Annotated in this window: 21 protein-coding genes; 14 read left to right on the top strand and 7 right to left on the bottom strand. The window is 61.3% G+C overall.

The features are described from left to right. Positions 1–4: 4 nt before the first annotated feature. The 4 genes from F7P80_RS01515 to F7P80_RS01500 all read right to left on the bottom strand — a co-directional run bounded on the left by F7P80_RS01515 (position 5) and on the right by F7P80_RS01500 (position 3,690). A complete protein-coding gene (locus tag F7P80_RS01515; protein WP_151042261.1) occupies positions 5–1,315 on the bottom strand; it encodes a tryptophan--tRNA ligase in 1,311 nt (436 codons plus the stop codon). Positions 1,316–1,381: 66 nt separating this feature from the next. After that, positions 1,382–2,044, bottom strand: coding sequence for a site-2 protease family protein (locus F7P80_RS01510; RefSeq protein WP_077345533.1), 663 nt, complete (start codon positions 2,042–2,044; stop codon positions 1,382–1,384). 55 nt (positions 2,045–2,099) lie between these two features. After that, positions 2,100–2,735 carry an L-threonylcarbamoyladenylate synthase gene (locus tag F7P80_RS01505; protein WP_054065081.1) on the bottom strand — a complete coding sequence of 212 codons (636 nt, stop codon included), beginning with the start codon at positions 2,733–2,735 and terminating at the stop codon, positions 2,100–2,102. A 94-nt stretch (positions 2,736–2,829) separates the two neighbouring features. Beyond that, positions 2,830–3,690, bottom strand: a complete 861-nt coding sequence (locus F7P80_RS01500; protein ID WP_151042259.1) for a 3',5'-nucleoside bisphosphate phosphatase — start codon at positions 3,688–3,690, stop codon at positions 2,830–2,832. Positions 3,691–3,871: 181 nt separating this feature from the next. Here F7P80_RS01500 and F7P80_RS01495 point away from each other — a divergent pair, with 181 nt between their 5' ends. After that, positions 3,872–5,689, top strand: coding sequence for a methyl-accepting chemotaxis protein (locus F7P80_RS01495; RefSeq protein ID WP_151042257.1), 1,818 nt, complete (start codon positions 3,872–3,874; stop codon positions 5,687–5,689). A 141-nt stretch (positions 5,690–5,830) separates the two neighbouring features. On the opposite strand, the gene recJ is transcribed toward F7P80_RS01495, so the two are convergent. Together recJ and F7P80_RS01485 are read right to left on the bottom strand one after the other, a co-directional pair. After that, positions 5,831–7,540, bottom strand: a complete 1,710-nt coding sequence (recJ, locus tag F7P80_RS01490; RefSeq protein ID WP_151042255.1) for a single-stranded-DNA-specific exonuclease RecJ — start codon at positions 7,538–7,540, stop codon at positions 5,831–5,833. After that, on the bottom strand, positions 7,537–8,547 hold the full coding sequence (locus tag F7P80_RS01485) for a phosphoglycerate mutase (RefSeq protein WP_151042253.1): 1,011 nt from the start codon (positions 8,545–8,547) through the stop codon (positions 7,537–7,539). The genes recJ and F7P80_RS01485 overlap by 4 nt, the downstream gene beginning before the upstream one ends. A gap of 88 nt (positions 8,548–8,635) precedes the next feature. On the opposite strand from F7P80_RS01485, the gene F7P80_RS01480 reads away from it, so the two are divergent. From F7P80_RS01480 to F7P80_RS01430, 11 genes are all read left to right on the top strand, one after another. After that, positions 8,636–9,889, top strand: coding sequence for a lipoprotein-releasing ABC transporter permease subunit (locus F7P80_RS01480; protein WP_151042251.1), 1,254 nt, complete (start codon positions 8,636–8,638; stop codon positions 9,887–9,889). Then, complete coding sequence (lolD, locus tag F7P80_RS01475) at positions 9,882–10,562, top strand: lipoprotein-releasing ABC transporter ATP-binding protein LolD (protein WP_054065085.1); 681 nt, start codon at positions 9,882–9,884, stop codon at positions 10,560–10,562. Before F7P80_RS01480 ends, lolD begins: the two co-directional genes overlap by 8 nt. A gap of 98 nt (positions 10,563–10,660) precedes the next feature. Beyond that, positions 10,661–11,482 carry a TatD family hydrolase gene (locus F7P80_RS01470; protein WP_151042249.1) on the top strand — a complete coding sequence of 274 codons (822 nt, stop codon included), beginning with the start codon at positions 10,661–10,663 and terminating at the stop codon, positions 11,480–11,482. Between the two features lie 102 nt (positions 11,483–11,584). Beyond that, positions 11,585–12,109: a DNA-deoxyinosine glycosylase gene (locus tag F7P80_RS01465; RefSeq protein WP_054065121.1), complete on the top strand. Its 525-nt coding sequence runs from the start codon at positions 11,585–11,587 to the stop codon at positions 12,107–12,109. Between the two features lies 1 nt (position 12,110). Further along, on the top strand, positions 12,111–12,896 hold the full coding sequence (locus F7P80_RS01460) for a class I SAM-dependent methyltransferase (RefSeq protein ID WP_054065086.1): 786 nt from the start codon (positions 12,111–12,113) through the stop codon (positions 12,894–12,896). Between the two features lie 59 nt (positions 12,897–12,955). Continuing rightward, the gene (gene tfpB / locus F7P80_RS01455; RefSeq protein WP_077344435.1) at positions 12,956–14,767 is read left to right on the top strand and encodes a type IV pilus assembly ATPase TfpB; all 1,812 of its coding nucleotides are present in this window, start codon (positions 12,956–12,958) and stop codon (positions 14,765–14,767) included. 258 nt (positions 14,768–15,025) lie between these two features. Next, the gene (locus tag F7P80_RS01450; protein ID WP_054065087.1) at positions 15,026–15,514 is read left to right on the top strand and encodes a tripartite tricarboxylate transporter TctB family protein; all 489 of its coding nucleotides are present in this window, start codon (positions 15,026–15,028) and stop codon (positions 15,512–15,514) included. 21 nt (positions 15,515–15,535) lie between these two features. Next, positions 15,536–17,047 (top strand): tripartite tricarboxylate transporter permease, encoded by a 1,512-nt coding sequence (locus F7P80_RS01445; protein WP_151042247.1) that lies wholly within the window; start codon positions 15,536–15,538, stop codon positions 17,045–17,047. A gap of 467 nt (positions 17,048–17,514) precedes the next feature. After that, complete coding sequence (locus F7P80_RS01440; RefSeq protein ID WP_054065089.1) at positions 17,515–18,828, top strand: DUF3422 family protein; 1,314 nt, start codon at positions 17,515–17,517, stop codon at positions 18,826–18,828. Between the two features lie 58 nt (positions 18,829–18,886). Then, positions 18,887–19,822 carry a DMT family transporter gene (locus F7P80_RS01435; RefSeq protein WP_077344422.1) on the top strand — a complete coding sequence of 312 codons (936 nt, stop codon included), beginning with the start codon at positions 18,887–18,889 and terminating at the stop codon, positions 19,820–19,822. Positions 19,823–19,852: 30 nt separating this feature from the next. Then, positions 19,853–20,650, top strand: a complete 798-nt coding sequence (locus F7P80_RS01430; RefSeq protein WP_151042245.1) for an SDR family oxidoreductase — start codon at positions 19,853–19,855, stop codon at positions 20,648–20,650. A 71-nt stretch (positions 20,651–20,721) separates the two neighbouring features. On the opposite strand, the gene F7P80_RS01425 is transcribed toward F7P80_RS01430, so the two are convergent. Next, a complete protein-coding gene (locus tag F7P80_RS01425; RefSeq protein ID WP_151042243.1) occupies positions 20,722–21,633 on the bottom strand; it encodes a DMT family transporter in 912 nt (303 codons plus the stop codon). A 98-nt stretch (positions 21,634–21,731) separates the two neighbouring features. Here F7P80_RS01425 and F7P80_RS01420 point away from each other — a divergent pair, with 98 nt between their 5' ends. Continuing rightward, positions 21,732–22,724 carry a quinone oxidoreductase family protein gene (locus F7P80_RS01420; RefSeq protein WP_151042241.1) on the top strand — a complete coding sequence of 331 codons (993 nt, stop codon included), beginning with the start codon at positions 21,732–21,734 and terminating at the stop codon, positions 22,722–22,724. 17 nt (positions 22,725–22,741) lie between these two features. Continuing rightward, on the top strand, positions 22,742–23,545 hold the full coding sequence (locus F7P80_RS01415) for an NUDIX hydrolase (protein WP_151042239.1): 804 nt from the start codon (positions 22,742–22,744) through the stop codon (positions 23,543–23,545). Positions 23,546–23,768 lie beyond the last annotated feature (223 nt).

Raw genomic sequence — 23,768 nt, 5'->3', positions numbered from 1 at the left:
TGTGTCAGCCTTTATTGTTTGCTGCTTCCTGCAGTGTCTGCAGCGCCTGCAGTACATCGGTATCCGAAACACCTTCGCCCAGCTGGACGCAGGCCTGCAGGGCACGCAGTGCATCGGCACCCTGCTGCTGCAGTTGCGCAATGCTCTGGCCGGCCTGTTTGGGTTGCTCAAACCCTGTGCTTTGCAGCAGCAGGCTTCCGTCGGCAGCCATGAACTTGAAGTAGAACTTGCCATCGGCTTCGCGGTACTGCTTGAAGCTGGGCAGTGCCACCTTGGCGGCCTTGGCCTTCTTGGCATGACCGTCCTGGCTGGCCAGGCTGCGCAGGCCCACGGCGGCGCGCAGCTTGGTGATGAAGGGGCGGCTGAGCGCACGGGCACGTTCGGCACCGATCTGCAAAGCGGCTTCCACCTTCTCGGGATGGGCCATCAGGTCTTCATAGATGGCGCGCTTGGGTGCGATTTCGGCATCGATGCGCTCGAACAGCATGTTTTTCGCATCACCCCAGGCAATGCCTTCGGCAAAGGCCTTGCGCATGGCTTCGGTTTCCTCGGCGGTGGCAAAGGCCTGGTACAGCTGGAACAGGGCAGAGCCTTCGGTGTCCTTGGGCTCCCCGGGGGCGCGCGAGTCCGTCACGATGCTGTTGATGAGCTTTTTCAGTTCATTGCGGGGAGCAAACAGCGGAATCGTGTTGTCGTAGCTCTTGCTCATCTTGCGGCCGTCCAGACCTGGCAGCGTGGCTACGTTTTCTTCAATAGCAGCCTCGGGCAGCACAAAGTGCTCGCCATACAGGTGGTTGAAGCTGGAGGCAATGTCGCGCGCCATTTCGATGTGCTGGATCTGATCGCGCCCCACAGGCACTTTGTGCGCGTTGAACATCAAGATGTCAGCGGCCATCAGCACGGGGTACATGAACAGGCCAGCGGTCACACCGTCGTCCAGTTCCTTGCCTGCTTCGGCATTCTTGTCCTGCGACGCCTTGTAGGCGTGGGCACGGTTGAGCAGGCCCTTGCCGGTCACGCAGGAGAGGAACCAGTTCAGCTCGGGAATCTCGGGCACATCCGACTGGCGGTAGAACACCACATGCTCGGGGTCCAGACCACAGGCCAGCCAGCTGGCGGCAATTTCCAGCGTGGAGCGGTGCACACGGGCAGGGTCCTGGCACTTGATCAGGGCGTGGTAGTCGGCCAGGAAATAAAAACTTTCCATGCCGGGGGTGCGACTGGCGGCCACGGCAGGGCGAATGGCGCCTGCGTAATTGCCCAGGTGAGGTGTGCCGGAGGGCGTAATGCCAGTCAGAAAACGGGTGGTGCTCATATCTCAAACCAAGTTATCAAAAGAGGCTGCACGCAGGCAGCCTGAATCAGTCAAAGCTTTGTGTGTTTACTGCAGCGCAGACAGCAGGGGGCTGATGAGGGTGTTGATCACGCTGTAGCCAATGTCCATCAGCGGGCGCAGCCAGACCGTGCCCACAATGCCCAGCAGGACCAGCGCCAGCACGATGAAAAAGCCATAGGGCTCAATGCGCGAGAAGGTGATGGCTGCCTTGGTAGGCAGCAGCCCCACCAGAATGCGGCCACCGTCCAGCGGCGGCAGCGGAAACAGGTTGAAGGCCCACATCACCAGGTTCACCAGCACACCGGCGCGTGCCATTTCCATGAAAAAGCGCTCTTCCACATTGGTGGCAACCAGCACGACCAGCAGCAAGGCCCAGGCAATGGCCTGCACGAAGTTGGAGGCAGGGCCCGCCAGTGCGACCCAGATCATGTCGCGCTTGGGGCGGCGCAGATGGCTGAAGTTCACGGGCACGGGCTTGGCGTAGCCAAACAGGAAGGCACCCGAGGTCGAAAAGTACAGCAGCAGCGGCATCAGAATGGTGCCGATGGGGTCAATGTGCTTGATGGGGTTGAGCGTGACGCGGCCCAGCATGGTGGCGGTGTAGTCACCAAAGTAGCGCGCGGCATAGCCGTGGGCAGCTTCGTGCACTGTGATGGAAAACAGCACAGGAAGGGCGTAGATAAGGACGGTTTGTATCAGATCGTTCACGGTGTCATTGTCTCAAACATCCACCGCTTGCGGTGGTTTGCCATTGCAGCCCGTTTTACAGGCCAATTGCAGACAGCGGGCCTGCGCCTTCACGCACACACACGGGCGGGTTGCCCAGACGCATGGGCGTGAGGTCAATCACCGTCGTGGGCTCCAGCGGGCAGGCACCGGCATCGACAATGGCGTCGATCTCGTGCTCAAAGCGTTCGCGGATGGCTTCCGGGTCGTTCATGGGCAGCTCTTCGCCCGGAGGAATCAGCGTGGTGGCCAGCAGCGGTGCCCCCATGAGTTCCAGCAGCATCTGCGTGCCTTTGCGGTCCGGTACACGCAGGCCAATGGTCTTGCGCGAAGGGTGGCTCACGCGGCGTGGTACTTCCTTGGTGGCATCCAGGATAAAGGTGTAGGGGCCGGGGGTGCCCAGCTTCATGAGGCGGTACTGCTGGTTATCGACCAGGGCGTAGTTGGCCAGTTCGGACAGATCACGGCACAGCAGGGTGAGGTGGTGCTTGTCATTGACCTGGCGAATGCGGCGCAGGCGTTCCACGGCATTCTTGTCATCCAGCTGGCAGACCAGGGCATAGCTGGAGTCGGTCGGCAGGGCAATGACTCCGCCTTTTTGCAGCAGCGCGACGGCCTGCTTGAGCAGGCGTGGCTGCGGGTTGTCCGGATAGATTTCAAAGTACTGGGCCATGGTGCTTCCTTGATCTTGTGCGCGGTATGCGCATTGTGCGCCGTCTCTGGCGCTGCTGCATGCAGGTCAGATGCTCACAAAATGTGGGGGCAACCTAGCAGATACGGTGCTGCAGCAGCTCCCACACGCCGGTCAGCCGTGCAGGGTCAGGTGGCAGGCCGCCAAGGTCGATGGAGGACTCTTGCGGGCTGTGAAAGTCACTGCCGCGTGAGATGGCCAGGTTCAGCTCCTGGGCCAGATCCGCATAGTGTTCGTATTCGTGCGGTGTGTGGCTGCCGCAGACCACTTCCACAGCCTGACCGCCCAGCTCCTTGAAGCGGCAGAAAAAGGCGTACTCCTCCATGGGGCTGAAGTGGTAGCGCGCAGGGTGGGCCACCACGGCCACGCCCTGAGCATCGGTGATCCAGCGCACAGCGTCTTCCAGCGATGCCCAGCGTTGCGGCACATAGCCAGGTTTGCCTGGCACCAGATAGCGCTGAAACACTTCCTGCGTGCTGCGGCAGGCCCCGATTTCCACCAGATAGCGTGCAAAGTGGGTGCGCGAGATCAGCTCCGGATTGCCCACGTATTTAAGCGCCCCTTCGTAAGCGCCAGAAATGCCCGCAACCGCCAGCTGCTGCGCCATTTCTCTGGCGCGCGGACCGCGGCTGTGGCGCACGCTGTGCAGGCCATCGCGCAGCTGTGCATCGTCCGGATCAAAACCCAGACCCACGATGTGTACGGTGGTGCTGGCAAAGCTGACAGAAATTTCCACGCCCGTCAGAAAGGACAGCCCCTGCTCCTGCGCGGCTGCATGGGCCAGGGGCAGTCCGCTGATTTCGTCATGGTCGGTCAGTGCCCACAGCGTCACGCCGCACGCTCTGGCACGCTGCGCCAGTGCCTGTGGAGACAGGGTGCCGTCGGAATAGGTGGAGTGGCAATGCAGGTCGGCCTGGAAGGGGAGGGAGGAAGGCATGGGATGGGGCATAGGTCAGCGGCGCTGCCGTTTAAAAACAACAGGCAAGTGCTGATTCTCGACGGGAGTTGCTTTTGCGCAAAATCCCCTTGAAGCTGCTATGTTTGTATCAGGCGTTTTTCTGATGCCTGCACAAAATGTTTCAAATTTACGCGAAAAGTATTAAATCGGGAGGGAGAAGATGCAATTTAAGAACTGGTCGGTATCTACAAAGATATGGGGGCTGATGCTGGGGGTGCTGGTGCTGGCCGTGTGCGCAGGGGGGGCCATGCTGCGCTACATCAATGGGGTAGAGACGCACTTGCGCGCTGAACTGCAGGACTATGAGCAGCGCATCCGGCTGGCCGAGCAGTGGCGCGGCATTACTGACCATGCAGTGGCTCACGTGGTGATGGGCGCCATGACCACCGAGAGCAGCCTGAGCGCTTATGCCCAGAACAAAACCCGTGAGGGCGTAGAGGGGGCATCGGCCATCCAGAAACAGCTGGAGCAGGCGCTGACCAGCCCTGAAGGCCAGCAGCAACTGGCCAAGATTGCACAGGCGCGCGCCAAGGTGCTGGAGCTGAACGGGCAGATTGCGCAGGCGCGCAATGCCTATCGCTACGAGCAGGCCCGTGAACTGCTCGACCAGCAGATGATGCCTGCCGTCGCGGCCTATAACCAGGCGCAGACCGATCTGGTGCGCCTGCAGGAGCGCATGCGTGACCGCATGATTGAGCAGGGCCTGCAAAAGCGCAATTCCGCCTTGCTGGTGGGCGGCGCCGCACTGCTGCTGGTGGCAGTGCTGGCTGTGTTGCTGTCCCTCTATGTGATTCGCCAGATCACCCGTCCGCTGGACGAAGCCGTGCAGCTGGCCGAGACCATTGCTGCAGGTGATCTGACGGCCAGCCTGCAGTCTGACCGCAGGGATGAGCTGGGCAAACTGCTGCAAAGCCTGAGCGCCATGACCCAGCGCCTGCGCAGCGTGGTGCTGGAAGTGCGCAACGGTGTGGACTCTGTCTCCTCAGCAGCATCGCAGATTGCTACGGGTAATCAGGATCTGTCCAGCCGCACGGAGCAGACCGCAGCCAACCTGGAAGAAACCGCATCCAGCATTGAAGAGCTGACGGCGAGCGCCTCGCAGTCTGCCGATACGGCACGCCAGGCCAACCAGCTGGCCAGCACAGCAGTGCAGGCTGCGGAGCGCGGCGGCAGCGTGGTGCAGCAGGTGGTGAGCAGCATGCAGCAGATCACCAGCAGCAGCCACAAGATTGCCGACATCATCAGCGTGATCGATGGCATTGCCTTCCAGACCAACATCCTGGCGCTGAACGCCGCGGTGGAAGCCGCACGTGCGGGCGAGCAGGGGCGTGGCTTTGCCGTGGTGGCCGGTGAGGTGCGGGCGCTGGCGCAGCGCAGTGCCGAGGCGGCCAAGGAAATCAAGTCCCTGATTACGGCCAGCGTGGCCAATGTGGATGCAGGCTCGTCCCAGGTCGCAGAAGCGGGCAAGAGCATGCAGGAAATCGTCGAGAGCGTGCGCCGCGTGACCGATCTGATTGGTGAGATCAGCGCTGCGGTGCATGAGCAGCACGATGGCTTTGCCCAGGTCAATCAGGCGGTGAGCAATCTGGACCAGATGACCCAGCAAAACGCCGCGCTGGTGGAAGAGTCTTCGGCAGCTGCCACGGCCATGAATGAGCAGGCCCAGCGCCTGGCGCAGGTGGTGGCGGTGTTCAATGTAGGGAATGCGGGCGGACTGTCCATGTCCTACCAGCATCCGGTGAGCCCAGCAGCTGCGGCCGTGAATGCCGTGCGCAGCGCGCCTGCGGCCGTGCCTGCACCTCAACCTGCCAAGGACAAGGTTGAGCCAGTGCGCAAGCCTGTCGCTGCTTCACCTGTGGCGTCGGCGGCTTCCACACCAGCCAAGGCAAGGCCTGCAGCCAGCCTGGCCGCACCCGCAGCAGCCAAACCTGCAACTTCCACCAAGGCCGCTGCCGATGATGACTGGGAAAGCTTCTGAGTACGTGCTCAGATAGCGCATACAGCAAAGGCCTGCATTGCAGGCCTTTGTTTTTGATAGCTGCTTGCGCTGATGTATCAAGCACTTCAAATAGAAAACTATCTGAAATGCTTGATTTGTCAGCGCTGGCAGCTCTTGTTTTTATGCTTGCGCACCTTCGACCAGAAACTGCACCTTGCGCTCACCGCGGAACTCGTTGATGTCCAGGCGAAACGCCATGTGCACCCATTCAGGCAGCGGCTCGGTGCGGCCAAACCAGATCCCGTCCACCTCGTCGCCACGGTGGCGCACCTTGAGCTTGAGGTGTTTCTCAGCCACCAGCCGTTGCGAGAGGATTTCCACATCCTCGCTGAAGGTGGGTGGCGCAAAGCCCTGGCCCCAGACTTCCAGATTCAGCTGCTCCACGATCTCGGCACGGCGGAAGGTGGGGTCCAGCGGCCCGTCGGTTTCCACGCAGCGGGTGAGTGTCTTGGCATCCAGCCACTCCTGCGCCACTTGCGTGAACGCACGCTCAAATTCGTGGAATTTGTCTTCCGCAATGGTGCAGCCTGCCGCCATGGCATGGCCGCCAAAGCGCAGCAGCACGCCGGGGTGGCGCTTGGCGACCAGGTCCAGCGCATCGCGCAGGTGAAAGCCGGGAATGGAGCGGCCCGAGCCCTTGAGTTCATGGCTCTTGCCTTCCGCCTGGCTGGCCGCAAACACAAAGGTGGGTCGGTGCAGGCGGTCCTTGACGCGTGAGGCCACAATGCCGACCACGCCTTCGTGGAACTCCGGGTCATAGACGCTGATGGCCGCAGGCGGCGTGACGCCATCTTCAAACAGCTCGTCGGCCAGTGCAAAGGCCTGCACGCGCATGTCGGACTCCATCTCCTGGCGCTCGCGGTTGATGCGGGTGAGCAGCTTGGCCAGTTCCAGCGCCTTGCCGTAGTCGTCCGTCAGCAGGCATTCAATGCCAATCGTCATGTCGGCCAGGCGGCCTGCGGCATTGATGCGCGGGCCGAGCGCAAAGCCAAAGTCCGAAGTGGTGGCCTGCCAGTATTCCTTGCCCGCAGCTTCATACAGCCCGCGAATGCCGGCCTGCATATGGCCCTTGCGAATGCGCTGCAGGCCCTGTGCAACAAGACGGCGGTTGTTGGTGTCCAGCCTGACCACATCGGCCACCGTGCCCAGTGCCACCAGTGGCAGCAGCGTATCGAGCTTGGGCTGGGTCTGCGCCGTGAACACGCCGCGTGCGCGCAGTTCGGCACGCAGCATGAGCAGCACGTAGAACATGACGCCTACCCCGGCCATGTGCTTGCTGGCAAAGCTGCAGCCGGGCTGGTTGGGGTTGACCATGGCGTGGGGCGTGGGCAGCACCTCGCCGGGCAGGTGGTGGTCGGTGACGACCACGGTCATGCCCAGCCGCATGGCTTCAGCCACACCATCGATGCTGCCGATGCCGTTGTCCACGGTGACCAGCACCTCATGCCCGGCGGCATGTACGCGCCGGGCGATGGGGGCGGACAGACCATAGCCGTCCTGAATCCGGTCTGGCACTTCGTAGGTAACGTGCTGGGCGCCCAGCATGCGCAGGCCGCGCACACCCACGGCGCAGGCGGTGGCTCCGTCGCAGTCATAGTCGGCCACGATGCAGATGCTGCGCTGCGCGGCGATGGCGTCGGCCAGAATGCGCGCCGCTTCATGAATGCCTTTGAGGCCGGAGGGCGGCAGCAGCTTGCTCAGGCTGGTGTCCAGTTCGTCGCAGGACTGCACGCCGCGCGCCACATACAGGCGTGCCAGCAGCGGGTTCACGCCTGCGCGTACCAGGTCTTGCACGCTGTGTTCAGCGATTTCTCTTTCAATGATTTTCATAGCGCTTCATGCAATCCAGCAAAGCGCTGGGGGCTGATCTTGTTCTTGATTTTTTGCAGCCAGCTGCGGCGCTGCGTGGTGTAGCTACGCACATGCTGCTCTCCGCAGAAAGTGACGGTGGCGGTGCCGCCCAGCTGCACATGGGCCAGGGTCTGGGCCACAGGGCCAGCCTCGGCTGCCAGCCAGGCCTGTTTCCAGGCGGGCCAGTCCTGGCGCAGTGCGCTCTGGCGCAGGCTGTCTACGAACAGCACGGGCGTCACGCTGTGCAGCGTGCGCGCTGCCTGTAGCGCTTCTGCATCCAGCTGGCCCACGCCATGCAGCCAGAAGGCGTTGATGGGGGGCAAACCGCGCGCGGCACGCTCGGCGTTAAAGCGGTGGTTGTACAGCAGCATCTGCACTTCGCTGTGCAGGCGCTGCAGCGTGCGCTGGTGCGGGCCTTGCGGCATCCAGTGGCTCACGTCGCGCAGCAGCACGCGGTCCAGTGAGGCGGATTCCAGCCTCTGCAGCGGCGCGCCGCTGACCAGCCAGCGGCCGGGGCTGGTTAGCTCCAGCTGCAGGCCATCTTCTGCAAACCAGGGCTGCAAAATGGTGTGCAGGGTCTGGGCGTCCTCCATGTCCAGCGGCAGGCTGGCAGGGTCGTCCATGCGAATCTGATCGGCCCCGGCTGTCCAGTGGCACAGCGTCATCCAGGCGCAGGGCTGGGGGCGGGGCGTGTCCTGTGCCAGCGCTGCCCAGGCGGGGGATTGTGCATCCAGCCCCCAGAGGTGGGCCAGTGCCCGTTCGTGGGGCGGAATCAGCTGGTCCATGCTGCCTTCGTCCACATGGCTGGGGGCCAGCTGGGCCAGCAGCTGATCGAGCTGGGGCAGTTGCAGCTCCCGCAGGATCAGCTGGCAGCTGTCCTGTGCCAGCGCGGCGTAAGGCAGGACCAGATGCAGATGGCGGGCACGTGCCGGGCGGGGAGGCACGGTAAACGGCAGCGGAAGTTCAGGCAGGACAGGGGACGACATAGGCGGGTATTGTCCCCAAACCAGAAGGCCTGCGCTGAAGACTTCTGACATGCTGGCCTTTGGAGCAATGCCACAATGGCGTCCACGTATGCAAATTCCCTACGAACTCGCTCTGGGCTGGCGCTACACCCGCGCAGGCCGCGCCACACGGCGCAATGGTTTTATTTCCTTTATTTCCGGTGTCTCTATGCTCGGCATTGCGCTGGGCGTGGCAGCGCTGATCATTGTGCTGAGTGTGATGAACGGCTTCCAGAAGGAAGTGCGCGACCGCATGCTCAGCGTGGTCTCGCACATCGAAATCTTTGCGCCCAATGGCCAGGCCATGGTGGATGTAGACACCACCATGCAGCAGGCACGGCAGCACCCGGAGGTGGTGGGCGCAGCGCCTTTTGTGGCAGCGCAGGGCTTGATTGCACGCGGAGAGGACATGAAGGGCGCCATCGTGCGCGGCATTGATCCGGCGCGCGAAGGCGAGGTGACCGATCTGGCAGCGACGAATGCCGATGTGCTGCAGCTGCTGCAGCCCGGCAGCTTCAACATCGTGCTCGGCCAGGAGCTGGCACGCCAGATGGGCGTTAGCGTGGGGGACAAGGTGACGCTGATTGCGCCCAGCGGCCAGGTCACACCGGCTGGTGTGGTGCCGCGCCTCAAGCAGATGACGGTGGCGGGCACGTTTGACTCCGGCCACTACGAATACGACTCTGCCATGGCCATGCTGCACCATGAGGATGCGCAGCGCATCTTCCGCCTGGAAGGGCCAACAGGCATTCGCCTGAAGCTCAAGGACCTGCACGAAGCGCCGCGCGTGGCCCGAGAGCTGGCGGGCATGATTACCGAGTTCCTCTACCTGCGTGACTGGACGCAGCAGAACAAGACCTGGTTTGCCGCCGTGCAGCTGGAAAAGCGCATGATGTTCATCATCCTGACCCTGATCGTGGCCGTGGCGGCCTTCAATCTGGTCTCGACCCTGGTGATGACGGTGACGGACAAGCGCGCAGACATTGCCATTCTGCGCACGCTGGGTGCCTCGCCCGCGTCCATCATGGGTATCTTCATGGTGCAAGGTGCCATGGTGGGCGTGATTGGCACCTTTGCCGGGCTGGCGCTGGGCCTGCTGGTGGCCTGCAATATCGACGTCATCGTGCCAGCCATTGAGCAGGCGCTGGGCGCGACCTTCCTGCCCAAGGACATCTATCTGATCAGCACCATGCCCAGCGAGCCACAGGCCAGCGACATCGTGCCGATTGCCGTGATTTCTCTGATTCTGGCCTTTGTGGCCACCATTTACCCCAGCTGGCGCGCCAGCCGCGTGAACCCTGCGGAGGCGCTGCGTTATGAATAAGCAAGTCGTACTGGACGCGCGCAATCTCTCCAAGCGCTTTGAAGATGGGCACCTGAACGTGCAGGTGCTGCATGAGGTCAACCTGCAGGTGCATGCGGGCGAGACGCTGGCCATCGTCGGCGCCTCGGGCTCGGGCAAGAGCACGTTGCTGCATCTGCTCGGCGGTCTGGATGCGCCCACGCAGGGCAGTGTGCAGCTCATGGGGCAGCCCATGCACACGCTCAGCCCTCGCAAGCAGGGTGAGCTGCGCAACCAGCATCTGGGCTTTATCTACCAGTTCCACCACCTGCTGCCCGAGTTCAGCGCGCAGGACAACGTGGCCATGCCGCTGCGCATTCGCCGCGATTCCAAAGAGCAAGCTCTGGCGCAGGCCGCACGCATGCTCGAAGCCGTGGGGCTGAAGGAGCGCATGGCGCACCGCCCGGCAGAGCTCTCTGGCGGTGAGCGCCAGCGCGTGGCCATTGCACGCGCGCTGGTGACGCAGCCTGCCTGTGTGCTGGCCGATGAGCCCACGGGCAATCTGGACCGCTCGACGGCCGATGGCGTGTTCGAACTCATGCTGGAGCTGGCACGCAACCACGGCACGGCTTTTGTGATGGTCACGCACGACGAAAGCCTGGCCGTCAAGTGTGACCGCGTGGTGCGCATTGTGCGCGGGCGCTTGTCTGAATGAAAAATGAGAGCTGCTTGCGCTTTATATATAAGCATTTCAAATACTTTTCTATCTGAAAGTATTGATTTACAAGCGCTAAGAGCTATCAAAAATGAATGATGCACAGCTGGATTGACACCCATTGCCACCTCGACGCAGCGGAATTTGACGCCGACCGTGACGCTGTGCGTGCAGCGGCTAGGGCTGCGGGTGTGGGCCACATAGTCATCCCCGCCGTGCACCGTGCGCACTGGCGCGAGGTGATCGCACTGGCCCACCGGCATGGCGACAGCTATGCGCTGGGCATTCACCCGCTCTACACCCCGAACGCGCAGGAAGGCGATATTGCTGTGCTGCGCGAGCTGCTGGTGGAGGTGCAGGACGACCCGCACCTGGTGGCAGTTGGCGAAATCGGCCTGGACTTTTTTGTACCGGGGCTGGATGCCGAGCGGCAGATCTGGTTCTACGAGCAGCAAATCCAGCTGGCGCGCGAGTTTGGCTTGCCCGTCATACTGCATGTGCGCAAGAGCAGCGACCGCCTGCTCAAAAACCTGCGTGCCAAGCCGGTGGTGGGCGGCATTGCCCATGCTTTTAACGGCAGCTTGCAGCAGGCCCAGGCGTTTATCGATCTGGGCTTCAAGCTCGGCTTTGGCGGCGCCGTCACCTATGACCGCGCGCTCAAGTTGCGTGAGCTGGCGGCGACACTGCCGCTGGAGAGCATCGTGATGGAAACCGATGCGCCAGACATTCCGCCGCACTGGCTCTACACCACGGCCGAGGCGCGTGCTGCAGGCCAGCCGCAGGGCCGCAACAGCCCGGCGGAGCTGCCGCGCATTGCGCAGGAGGTGGCGCAGCTGCGTGGCATCAGCGCCGATGCGCTGGCGCAGGCCACCAGCAACAACGCACGTGCTGTGCTGCGTGGTTTGTCAGCGTTGAGATAGTTTTTGGCCTCTGGCGCTGATGCAGCAAGCGCTGACAGCTATAGATTTGTAAAAACTCCAGTGACAGCAGACAGCATGCCTTTGGCCGCACAATGCCAGCCCATGAACGATGCATCTGAGCGTCTGCAAGGCTTGCCGCCGGTGGCCGATGTGCGCACGCGGCTGGTGATTCTAGGCAGCTTTCCCGGCGTGGCTTCGCTGGCGGCGCAGCAGTATTACGCCCACCCACAGAACAAGTTCTGGCCCATTCTGGCGGCCCTGTGGCCTGCCCATCCGCAGCCCGGGCGCGAGGACTATGCCGCCCGCTGCGAATGGCTGCTGGCGCGAGGCCTGGGCCTGTGGGATGTGTATGACAGCTGTGAGCGCCAGGGCAGTCTGGACAGTGCGATTCGGCAGCCCCAAGTCAATGACTTTGCCGCGCTGAAGGCGCGCTGCCCGCTGCTGCAGGCCGTGGCCCATAACGGCGGTGAAAGCTACAAGCACGCCAGCAAGCTCGAGGGACTGGGCTTGACGGTCCACAAGCTGCCATCCACCAGCCCGGCCAATGCCTCCATCAGCTTCGAGCGCAAGCTCACTGCTTGGCGGGATGTGATGCAGGCCGCAGGACTATTTGAGAAAGAACACTAAGGTGGCAACACGCAAGAAAAAATCCAGTGCCTTTACCGAAGAGGACATGCCCCAGGTCAGTGTCTCGGACGATGGTGTTTCGCGCTATCTGCATCTGGGCACACCCTGGGTGCAGGGTTCTATGAACCTGAAAAAACCGTTCGAGATCGACCTGGAATACGTGCAGCGCATGATGGCCTGGCTGCTGTTTGTGGACCCGGACACCGTGGCCGAGCGCCGCGCCGTGCAACTGGGGCTGGGCGCTGCGGCGCTGACCAAGTTCCACTACAAAATGCTCAAGATGCACACGGCGGCGATTGAGATCAACCCGCTGGTGGTCAATATCTGCCGCAGCTGGTTCAAGCTGCCGCCCGATAACGAGTCGCTGGAAGTGGTGCTGGGCGATGCCTCCATGGAAATCCTCAAGCCCCGCTGGCAGGGTGCAGTCGATGCCTTGCAGGTGGACCTGTACGACCACAATGCCGCTGCCCCCGTGCTGGACAGCGCCGAGTTCTATGCCGACTGCCGCAATATGCTCACGCCCGAAGGCTGCATGACGGTGAACCTGTTTGGCCGTGCATCGAGCTATCAGCGCAGCCTGGACAAGATCACGGAGGCTTTTGGTCAGGGCCATGTCTGGGCTTTCAAGCCCACACGCGAAGGCAACACCATTGTGCTGGCGCAGCGCACGCCGCAGATGCTGGACCGCGAAGCGCTGCTGGTTCGCGCCGAAGCGATTCAGGCCCGCTGGGGCCTGCCTGCCACCAAGTGGCTCAAGGTCTTCAAGCCGGTGGTTGACGCTGCATAAATGGCAGCATACGGGCAAGCAAGTACAGTTAGCTTTTTGTGTCTGATGTGCTTGCTGCCATGACTACTTCTGTTGCTGCTTCGGCTTCTTCTCTGACATTGCGTGCTGTGGGCGGCCCCTTGAGCGGGCGTGCGCTGGACTGGCGTCTGGTGCTGCAGTGGCTGGAGGAAGACGGCGTCATCGATGCCGCAGAAGCCGGCCGCGTGCGTGCCCGTTGCTCCACGGCCGAGAGCAGCCAGCACCCGCTGGTGCGACTGGCAGGTGTGGGCGTGACGCGCAGCAGCGACGGAGTGCCGCTGGATGTGGAGCAGCTCACAGCCTTTGTGGCGCAATGCACGGGCATGTCTTATCTGCGTATTGACCCGCTCAAGGCCGATGTGGCCCGTGTGGGCGAAGCCATGAGCGGTCCCTATGCGCAGCGGCACCACATCCTGCCCGTGCAGGTGGGTGCGGCTGAGATTGTGGTGGCCACGGCAGAGCCCTTTGTGCAGGGCTGGGTGGCCGAGGTCGAGCGCCAGACGCGCAAGACCGTGCGCCGGGTGATGGCCAATCCTGCCGAAATTGCACACTACACCAAGGAATTTTTTGCGCTGGCCAATTCGGTGCGCGCAGCGCAAAAGGCGGGAGGGGCAGCATCATCTGCCAGCTTTGAACAGCTGGTGGAGCTGGGGCGCAGCAGTCGCCAGCTGGACGCCAATGACACCGGGGTGATTCGTGTGGTGGACTGGCTGTGGCAGTACGCCTTTGACCAGCGCGCCAGCGACATCCACCTGGAGCCCCGGCGCGAGCAGGGTGTGATTCGCTTTCGCATTGACGGGGTGCTGCACAGCGTCTACCGCATGCCCATGGGTGTGTTTAACGCCATGCTGGCGCGCATCAAGCTGCTGGGGCGCATGGATGTGATGGAAAAGCGCCGTCCGCAGGACGGCCGCATCAAGACGCGCAACCCGCGCGGTGAAGAAATTGAAATGCGTCTTTCCACCTTGCCCACCGCCTTTGGCGAGAAGATGGTGATGCGCATTTTTGACCCGGACAACACCATCAAGCAGCTGGACCAGCTGGGCTTCATGCCGCATGACGCGCAGCGTTGGGAAGACCTTGTGCAGCGGCCCCACGGCATTATTCTGGTGACCGGCCCCACAGGCTCGGGCAAGACCACCACGCTGTACTCCACACTCAAGCGCGTTGCCACGGAAGAGGTGAACGTCAGCACGGTGGAAGACCCCATCGAAATGATTGAGCCGGCTTTTAACCAGACTCAGGTGCAGCCGCAGCTGGACTTTGGTTTTACCGAAGGGCTGCGTGCCCTGATGCGCCAGGACCCGGACGTCATCATGGTGGGCGAAGTCCGTGACACCGCCACGGCAGAAATGGCCGTGCAGGCCGCACTCACGGGGCACCTGGTGTTTTCTACGCTGCACACCAACGATGCGCCCAGTGCCGTGAGCCGCCTGATGGAGCTGGGCGTGCCGCCCTACCTGATCAATGCCACGCTGCTGGGCGTGCTGGCCCAGCGTCTGGTGCGCGTGCTGTGCCCGCAGTGCAAGCAGCCAGATCCCGACACCTCATCCGACATGCTGGTGCAGGCCATGCATCCGTGGAAGTTCAATGGTCAGGCCACGCCTTACCGCCCTGTGGGCTGTGAGGCCTGCCGCATGACCGGTTTCAGAGGCCGTATGGGGTTGTATGAGCTGCTGGTGTGCAGTGACAGCCTCCGGCAGCAGATCCACCAGAGTCCGGCCATGGAGACGCTGCGCCGCCAGGCCGTGCAGGACGGCATGCGGCCTTTGCGGGTGTCCGGTGTACTGCGGGTGGCGGAGGGGCAGACCACGCTGGCCGAAGTGCTGGCAGCGACGCCGCCGTTGCATTAAGCAATCATCACTCAATGAAAAAAGCGTAAGCCTTGTCGCTGAGATAGCGGAACCAGTGACAGTTGTACCAAAGGCATCCACAGGCTGTATTTTTATGTTTGCAAGTACTTGCACTTGCATTTTCCTAGGGGAAACGCGTAAAAAATCCCGCAAATTCGCGGTTTATGTCGGTTATTCCGTAGGTGGAACCCACATGAATTCCACTTCACTTTGCTTACTGAATCCACAGGTCGTGAATCCCTTGCAGGAGACGTTTTCGTGAAAATCAAGAGTCAAAAAGACTTTTTCGCTGGCCTGATGTACACGGTCGTGGGCGCTGGCTTTGCCATTGGCGCGACGGAGTACAGCATTGGTACCGGCGCGCGCATGGGCCCTGGCTACTTCCCCATGATTCTGGGCATCTTGCTGGCCATCATCGGTCTGGCAATTTCGTTCAAGTCAACACTCAGTGGTCCGGCTGATGGTGACCCTATCGGTAAGTGGGCATGGCGCCAGATTGCCTTCATTCTGGGTGCGAACTTTGCCTTCGGTATTTTGCTGGTTGGCATTCCTGCCATCGGCATTCCCAGCTTTGGCCTGATCGTGGCAATTTATGGTCTGGTGATCATTGCCAGCTTTGCGCGCAAGGAAGTGGAGATCAAGGAAACCCTGGTGCTCGCAACCATTCTGGCCGCGGGTAGCTATGCGGTGTTCGTGTGGGCGCTGAGCCTGCAGTTCCCTGTCTGGCCTTCCTTCATCGTCGGTTAATGCCCCCTGGAGATTTGCATCGTGGAATTGATTGAACACTTGTCGATGGGCTTCGGGGTCGCCTTCACGGCCCAGAACCTGATGTATTGCTTGATCGGCTGTATCCTGGGTACGCTGATCGGTATCTTGCCTGGCCTGGGTCCAGTGGCGACCATCGCCATGCTGCTGCCCGCCACCTACTCGCTGCCACCCGTGGCAGCACTGATCATGCTGGCCGGTATTTACTACGGCGCCCAGTACGGTGGCTCTACCACCGCTATCTTGGTGAACCTGCCCGGTGAGTCGTCCTCTGTGGTGACCATGATTGACGGCTACCAGATGGCACGCAAGGGCCGTGCAGGCCCTGCGCTGGCGGCTGCTGGTATTGGCTCCTTCTTCGCTGGCTGCGTGGGCACCGTGATCCTGGCTGCCTTTGCTCCCCCGCTGACTGAAGTTGCCTTCATGTTCGGCCCTGCCGAGTACTTCTCGCTGATGGTGCTGGGTCTGATCGGTGCTGTGGTGCTGGCTTCCGGCTCGCTGCTCAAGGCCATTGGCATGATCGTGCTGGGTCTGCTGTTCGGCATGATCGGCACGGACGTGAACTCCGGCGTGGCACGCTACAGCTTTGACATTCCTGAACTGACCGACGGTATCGACTTCGTCGTGATCGCCATGGGTGTGTTTGGCTACGGTGAAATCATTGCCAACCTGTCCAAGCCAGATGACCAGCGTGAAATCTTCACCGCCAAGGTCAAGGGGCTGATGCCTACCGCGCAAGACTTCAAGCTGATGTTCCCCGCCATGGTGCGTGGTACGGCGCTGGGTTCGGCACTGGGTATCCTGCCAGGCGGTGGCGCCATGCTGTCGGCTTTTGCTTCCTACACCATCGAGAAGAAGACCAAGCTGCGTCCTGGTGAAGTGCCTTTCGGTCAAGGCAATATCCGTGGTGTGACAGCACCTGAGTCTGCCAACAACGCTGGCTCTCAGACTTCCTTTATTCCTCTGCTGACCCTGGGTATTCCTCCTAACGCTGTGATGGCGCTGATGGTGGGTGCGATGACCATCCACAACATCCAGCCTGGTCCTCAGGTGATGACCAGCAACCCCGAGCTGTTCTGGGGCCTGATCGCCTCCATGTGGCTGGGTAACGCGATGCTGATCATTCTGAACCTGCCCATGATCGGCATGTGGATCAAGCTGCTGTCTGTGCCTTACCGCTGGCTGTTCCCTGCCATCGTGCTGTTCTGCGCGGTGGGTGTGTACGGCACCAAGAACTCTGAGTTCGACGTGTGGATGGTGGGTATCTTCGGTTTCATTGGCTACATTTTCTACAAGCTGGGCACAGAACCTGCGCCCCTGCTGCTGGGCTTCATCCTGGGCCCCATGATGGAAGAAAACCTGCGCCGTGCGCTGCTGCTGTCGCGTGGTGACTGGAGCGTGTTCGTGACACGTCCAATCTCTGCCACCATGCTGGTGCTGTCCGTGATCCTGCTGGTGATCGTGTGTCTGCCCGCAGTGAAGAACAAGCGTGAAGAAGCGTTTGTGGAAGATTAATTTCTCTTCCCGGCATTTCCCAGAAAAGGCGCCTTTCGAGGCTAATGCCAGTCAGTTAAGGTTCAGCAGCCTCTAAATGCGCTAAAAGGCAACGTGTTTACACGTTGCCTTTTTCATTGATGGGTGTTCTCTCAGGCGCATTGCGCCAATGTCTCTCTCAAGCGCCAGATCAGCTTGATCAATTGGCTGCTTTCATTGATCGTTCTTGGATTGAGCAAGCTTTGCAAAGGACAGGAAAAGCGTCGATCCGCTCATAGCCTGAGCGTACAAGCTGTTCGCCGAGCATTTATGCAACAAAGCCACGATGAGTGGGAAGCTTTCTAAGCCTGCTCCCGCACAGTGACTGAGCCCCGCCACGGCGGGGCTTTTTCATGTGCCCATGATGGCGATATGGGGCTACTGCAATCGTGTGGAGCGGGGCAGTCATGGTTCGCCGCACAATATGTGCTGATCGTTTTTCTCCGCTTATGCCCGTTCTTTCGCATCCCCAACAGCACCCCCTGCGTGCGCTGCTGCACAACGAAGTCCATGCCCGGCCTGCCGAAGCCATTGAAGGCCCGGCCGCCATTGCCCATGTGGTGATGCTGGCAGACCCGGCGCAGCGTGAGGCCAGTCGTGCGCATCTGGCTGCCTTGCTGCACGACCACCACTGCACGGGACCGGATGCAGACTGCACGCACCTGCGTGTAGATCTGGGCACTTTTCGCCTGCGTTGGGAGCTGCATACCGAGTTTGTCAGCTGGACCTTCATGGTGCCACTGCCTGCCGATGCGCCGCTGGATACGCGTGCACCGCTCACAGCCATGGAAGAGGTGCCGCAGCAGTGGCTCCGCAACCTGCCTGGCGAGTGCCTGAGCAGCATTCACCTGTGGATCGTCAAGGATGCGCAGTGCGAAGGCAAGGGCATGAAGCATCTGGTGCAGCAAATGCTCAATGCAGACACGCTGGCGGGCGCGGCCGTGCATGCGGGGCATACCGAGGTCTGCACCGACTTTGCCATCCATGCCGATGGCTATTCGCGCATGCTGGTCAAGCCTTCAGACAGCATCAGCGCACGCCGTATGGGCCGTCTGGTGCAGCGCCTGCTGGAGATTGAAACCTACCGCATGGCTGCCTTGCTGGGCCTGCCTGCTGCGCGCAAGGCCGCCAGTGTGCTGGGCGCTGCAGAAAAAGAACTGGCTGAGCTGGCCAATGCCATCCGCGAGGCGGATCGCGATGCCGAGCCTGCGCTGCTGGACCACCTGACGCGGCTGGCGGGGCAGGTGGAGAGTGAATATGCCGCCACCCATTCGCGCTTTTCTGCCAGCAAGGCCTACTTTGAGCTGGTGGACAAGCGCATTCAGGACTTGCGCGAAGAGCGCCTGTCTGGCCTGCTGACGATTCAGGAGTTCATGGAGCGGCGCCTCTCGCCCGCACGCAGTACCTGCGAGTGGGCTGTGCACCGCCAGAATGCCTTGTCGCAGCGTGTCTCGCGGGTGAGCAATCTGCTGCGCACGCGTGTGGAAATCGAGCAGCAGCAAAGCAACCAGGAAATTCTGGCGACCATGAATGACCGCCAGGGCACGCAGCTGAAGCTGCAGTCCACGGTGGAAGGACTGTCTGTAGCGGCCATCACCTACTACATCACGGGGCTGATTACTTATCTGAGCAAGGGCGCGCAGAAGCTGGGCTGGCCGCTCTCGCCTGAGATCACGGCGGCTGTGGCCATTCCCGTGGTGGCTTTCAGTGTCTGGTGGTCGCTGCGCCGCCTGCATCACAAGCTGTTTGGCGGCAAGCACTGAGTGATTCTTTAAAACAATAGCGCCTTGCGTTTGATTTATCTAGGTTTGCAATATAAAAGTGTCTGAAATCCAGAATCCACCAGCGCAAAAAGCTCCTAAAGGGGTAGCGCTAGGCCTGACGCTGGCGGTGCTGGGGGCGATTGCCTTCAGTGGCAAGGCCATCATCGTTAAGCTGGCCTATCGCTATGGGGTGGATGCGGTCACGCTGCTCATGTACCGCATGCTGTTTGCGCTGCCCATCTTTTTGCTCATGGCATGGTGGGCCGGGCGCGGGCAGGCAGCACTCACACGCAAGGACTGGCTGGGCGTGCTGGGGCTGGGCTTTAGTGGCTACTACCTGGCCAGCTATCTGGACTTTGCCGGGCTGGCCTACATCACAGCGGCGCTGGAGCGGCTGATTCTCTACCTCAACCCCACCCTGGTCGTGCTCTTTGGCTGGGTGGTCTACAAGCGCGGCATTACCTGGATGCAGTTTGTCGGCATGCTGCTGAGCTATTGCGGCGTGCTGCTGGTCTTTGGGCATGAGGTGGGCGCGCAGGGCAGTGATGCCATCTGGGGCACGCTGCTGGTGTTTGCCAGTGCCGTGAGCTATGCCATCTACATGGTCTACAGCGGCGAGATGGTCAAGCGCCTGGGCTCGCTGCGGCTGGTGGGTCTGGCCTCCAGCGTGGCCTGCTTTTTCTGCATTGCACAGTTTTTGCTGACCCATCCCATCTCGGCCATGGCAGTGGCGCCCGAGGTGCTGTGGCTGTCCGTGCTCAATTCCACGGCCTGCACGGTAGCGCCGGTGCTCATGGTCATGATGGCGATTGAGCGCATCGGCCCCGGCATGACAGCGCAGACCGGCATGATTGGCCCGCTGTCCACCATCTTGATGGGCGTGTGGCTGCTCGATGAGCAGCTGAATGTCTGGATGGTTGCAGGCACCAGCCTGGTCATGGTGGGCATTTTTGTGTTTACGCGCTGGGCCAAGAAGCCAGGCGCTGTCAGGTAGACGCTAGCAAGTACAAAGAGGAGATAAGCAATGGATCTGGGAATTGCAGGCAAATGGGCGCTGGTCTGCGGCGCGAGCAAGGGCCTGGGCTTTGGCTGTGCCAAGGCGCTGGTGCAGGAAGGTGTGAATGTGGTGATCAACGCCCGTGGTGCAGAAGCCCTGCAGGCTGCGGCCGAGCAGCTGCAGGCGTTGAACACCAGCGTACAGGTGCTGACTGTGGCCTGCGACATCACGCAGCCAGAAGGCCGCGCCGCCGTGTTCAGCGTACCCGGAGGCCCCGGCAAGGACTTTGACATTGTGGTGACCAATGCGGGCGGCCCGCCACCCGGCGACTTCCGTGACTGGGAGCGTGCCGACTGGATCAAGGCCGTGGATGCCAACATGCTCACGCCGATTGAGCTGATCAAGGCCACCGTGGATGGCATGGCCGCGCGTGGCTTTGGCCGCATCGTCAACATCACCTCCAGCGCGGTGAAGGCGCCGATCGACATTCTGGGGCTGTCCAATGGCGCGCGTACAGGGCTGACAGGCTTTGTGGCCGGTCTGGCGCGCTCTGGCATTGCCGCCAAGGGCGTGACCATCAACAACCTGCTGCCTGGCAAGTTCGATACCGACCGTCTGGCCACCACCTTCAAGGCGGCTGCCGCCAAGAGTGGCAAGGAGCTGGAGGACATCCGCAAGACACAGTCTGCGCAGATTCCGGCCAGGCGCTTTGGCACGCCCGATGAGTTCGGTGCCATCTGTGCTTTCCTGTGCAGCCAGCAGGCAGGCTATATGACGGGGCAGAACATCCTGCCTGACGGTGGCCTGTACGCTGGCACTTTCTGAGGCGCTGCCCGGACACACAGAAAAAGCAGCTGAAAAGCTGCTTTTTTGTTGCACTGTGATTGCCGCCTGCCTTATTTGCGGGACGAGACCACAATCCCGCCCACAATCAGCGCAAAGGCCAGCGCATGGTAGAGCTGTGGCACCTCACCCAGCACCGGAATGGAAAGCAGGGCGGTGAACAGCGGAATCAGATTCGCAAAAAATCCCGCTGTCGCAGGCCCTGCGCGGCGCACCCCTTCGCCCCAGAAACGGTAGGCCAGAATGGCCGGGCCAATCACAATGAACAGCATGGCAGCAGCCAGTTGCCAGCTGGGCACGAACACCAGATCGCCCACGGCTGTCTCTCCGCCGGTAATCAGGGCTGACCAGGCAATGCCAAACAGCATCTGGGCCATCAGAAAGCCCACCCAGTTGCTGCGAATGCTTTCCTGCCCCTGCATGGTCTGGCCGCTGCGCGCCAGCAGCCAGCTGTAGAACGACCAGACGATGGTGGCCAGCAGGATGAACCAGTCCCCCGGCACCAGATGCAGCCCCAGCAACTGGTTCACATCTCCGCGGCTGAGCACCACGGCCACGCCCAGCACGGACAGCAGGGCCCCCACGGCCTGACGGCCACTGATGGCCGTGCCAAACCAGATGCGGCCAATCAGCAGCATCCATATGGGCATGCTGGAGCCCACCAGCGTCACGTTGATGGCCGAGGAGGTCTTGAGTGCCAGATACAGCAGGGCGTTGTAGCAGCCAATGCCCAGCACGCCGAGGACGGCGTACTGCTTCCAGCACTTCCACATGGTACTGTTTTTGCGTAGTACATAGCCACCCCAGGGCAGCAGGATGACAAAGGCAATGCACCAGCGCAGCAGATTGAGGGTGAAGGGGGAAATCAGATCGTGTACCAGGCGGCCCACAATGGCATTGCCAGCCCACATCAGTGGAGCCAAAGTCAACATGGCAGCCGTGCCAATAGTCAAAGGGGAACTCATGGCCGGCAATGGTAGCGGAGACAAATCGCAGACAGCCGTCCAAACGTGGCACGATGATGCAGGTGACAGCGTTTCATCAGAATAAGGAGGCAAAAAATATGTCAGCGATACTCAGCAAGGCGGTACAGATACAGCGCAACGGCGGCCCCGAGGTCATGGACCTCGTGGTGCGAGATGCAGGGCAGCCCGGTCCGGGAGAAATCTTGTTGCGCCACCACGCAGTGGGACTGAATTTTATTGATGTCTACCAGCGCTCCGGCCTGTACAGCTTGCCCCTGCCTTTGCAGCTGGGCATGGAAGCTGCGGGCGTGGTGGAGGCCGTAGGTGACGGCGTTACCCATCTTCAAACAGGAGATCGGGTGGCGTATGCATGCAACCCTCCGGGCAGTTATTGCGAACGCCGCGTCATGTCGGCCACCCATGTCTGCAGGCTGCCTGACAACATCAGTTTTGACACGGCAGCTGCCATGATGCTCAAGGGCATGACGGTGCAATACCTGCTCAAGCAATGCCAGCCTATGCAGGGTCTGCAGGCTGGGGACTATGTGCTGTTCCATGCCGCCGCCGGTGGTGTGGGGCTCATTGCCTGCCAGTGGGCCAGGGCCCTGGGGCTGCAGCTGATCGCCACGGCAGGCAGTGATGAAAAATGCCAGCTGGCGCTTGCCAATGGGGCATCACACGCTATCAATTACAGAACAGAAGACTTTGCCGCACGGGTGCAGGAGATCACGCAGGGGCTGGGCGTGAAAGTGGTCTACGACAGCGTAGGCAAGGACACCTGGGAGGGCTCCATCGCCTGCCTGCGCCGCTTTGGGCTGATGGTCTCGTTTGGCAATGCCTCGGGGCCCGTGCCGCCGGTGTCTCTGGCAGCACTGACTGCCAAGGGCCTGTATGTGACGCGTCCCAGCCTGTTTGTCTACGCCCATGATCGTGCGACGACACAGGCCATGGCAGATGACCTGTTTGCCGTAGTGAGCAGCGGTCAGGTCAGGATTCATATTGACCAGCGCTTTGCGCTGGACGAGGTGCGTGCGGCTCACGAGGCATTGGAGGCACGGCGCACGACAGGGTCGACCATTTTGATGGTGTGAAGGAGCGAGGAAAGAGCATGGATTGGCTGGAAAAACTCCGAGATGCGGCACAGCGCCCGCCTGATCAACCGCGCATGCCCCTGCTTTGGAACGGGCAGGTCATAGGCACGGTCGCAGAGGGTTTCCTGGAACGGGTGGGGGTCGATTTCCTGCGAGGGCAGCGCATTACGCTGACACAGAAAAAAACACCAGGGCTGGGCAATGCCTGGAGCCTGACAGCCCCTGATGCCAGCTTTGGTCTGAATGCGCTGGCACAGCTGCTGCGTGAGCAGGGGCGCAGCGGTCCCTGGCGGGATGAGCAGATTGCCGTCTGCACCCCGCAGGGCCAGCGCGTGGCGACGGTAGAGCGTGGAGTGGTGCGCGTGCTGGGTGTGGCAACGCATGCCGTACATCTCATTGGTCTGGCGCAGGATGGCCGCATGTGGGTGCAGCAGCGCAGCAGCACCAAGGCCAACCACCCCGACAAGTGGGACACCTTGATGGGTGGCATGGTCTCGGCCAGCGACAGCCTGCAGCAGGCGCTGGCACGTGAAACCCAGGAAGAGGCTGGGCTGGATGTCACCCAGCTGCTCCACCTGCGCCATGGTGGCCATGTGATGTTTGCATGCCCCAGCGATGAGGTGCCGGGTGGCGCTGCCTATATGCGCGAGCGCATCGACTGGTTTGTGGGCACGGTGCCGCAGGAGGTGACGCCCAGCAACCAGGATGGCGAAGTGCAGCAATTTGCCTGCATTGACCATGAAACCTTGCTGGCCTGGCTGAAAGCCGGGCGTTTTACACCGGAGGCAACATTGGTGCTGGGCGATTATCTGGAGCTTTAATCCAGTCTCATTTTTTTAGCATGTAAAAAGCCGGCAAGAAGACATGCCGGCTTTTTTTATTTTCATGAATATTTTTTCTTATTAAAAAGAATCTATGAAATGATCGAGGCTCTTCATGTCCAGTGTCGGTTCGTGCGTTTTGCTTGCGTAGTCTTTTTTCCTTCTTGGCGTCTGCGGCGTTCCTCTGGAAGGAATGTTTGGTACAAAGTCCAAGCCGTAGTAA

The organism is Comamonas kerstersii (assembly GCF_008801935.1).
Lineage (GTDB): Bacteria > Pseudomonadota > Gammaproteobacteria > Burkholderiales > Burkholderiaceae_C > Comamonas > Comamonas kerstersii.
Note: the sequence above shows the minus strand (reverse complement) of the source record. Positions and strands in the feature narration are given on the sequence as shown.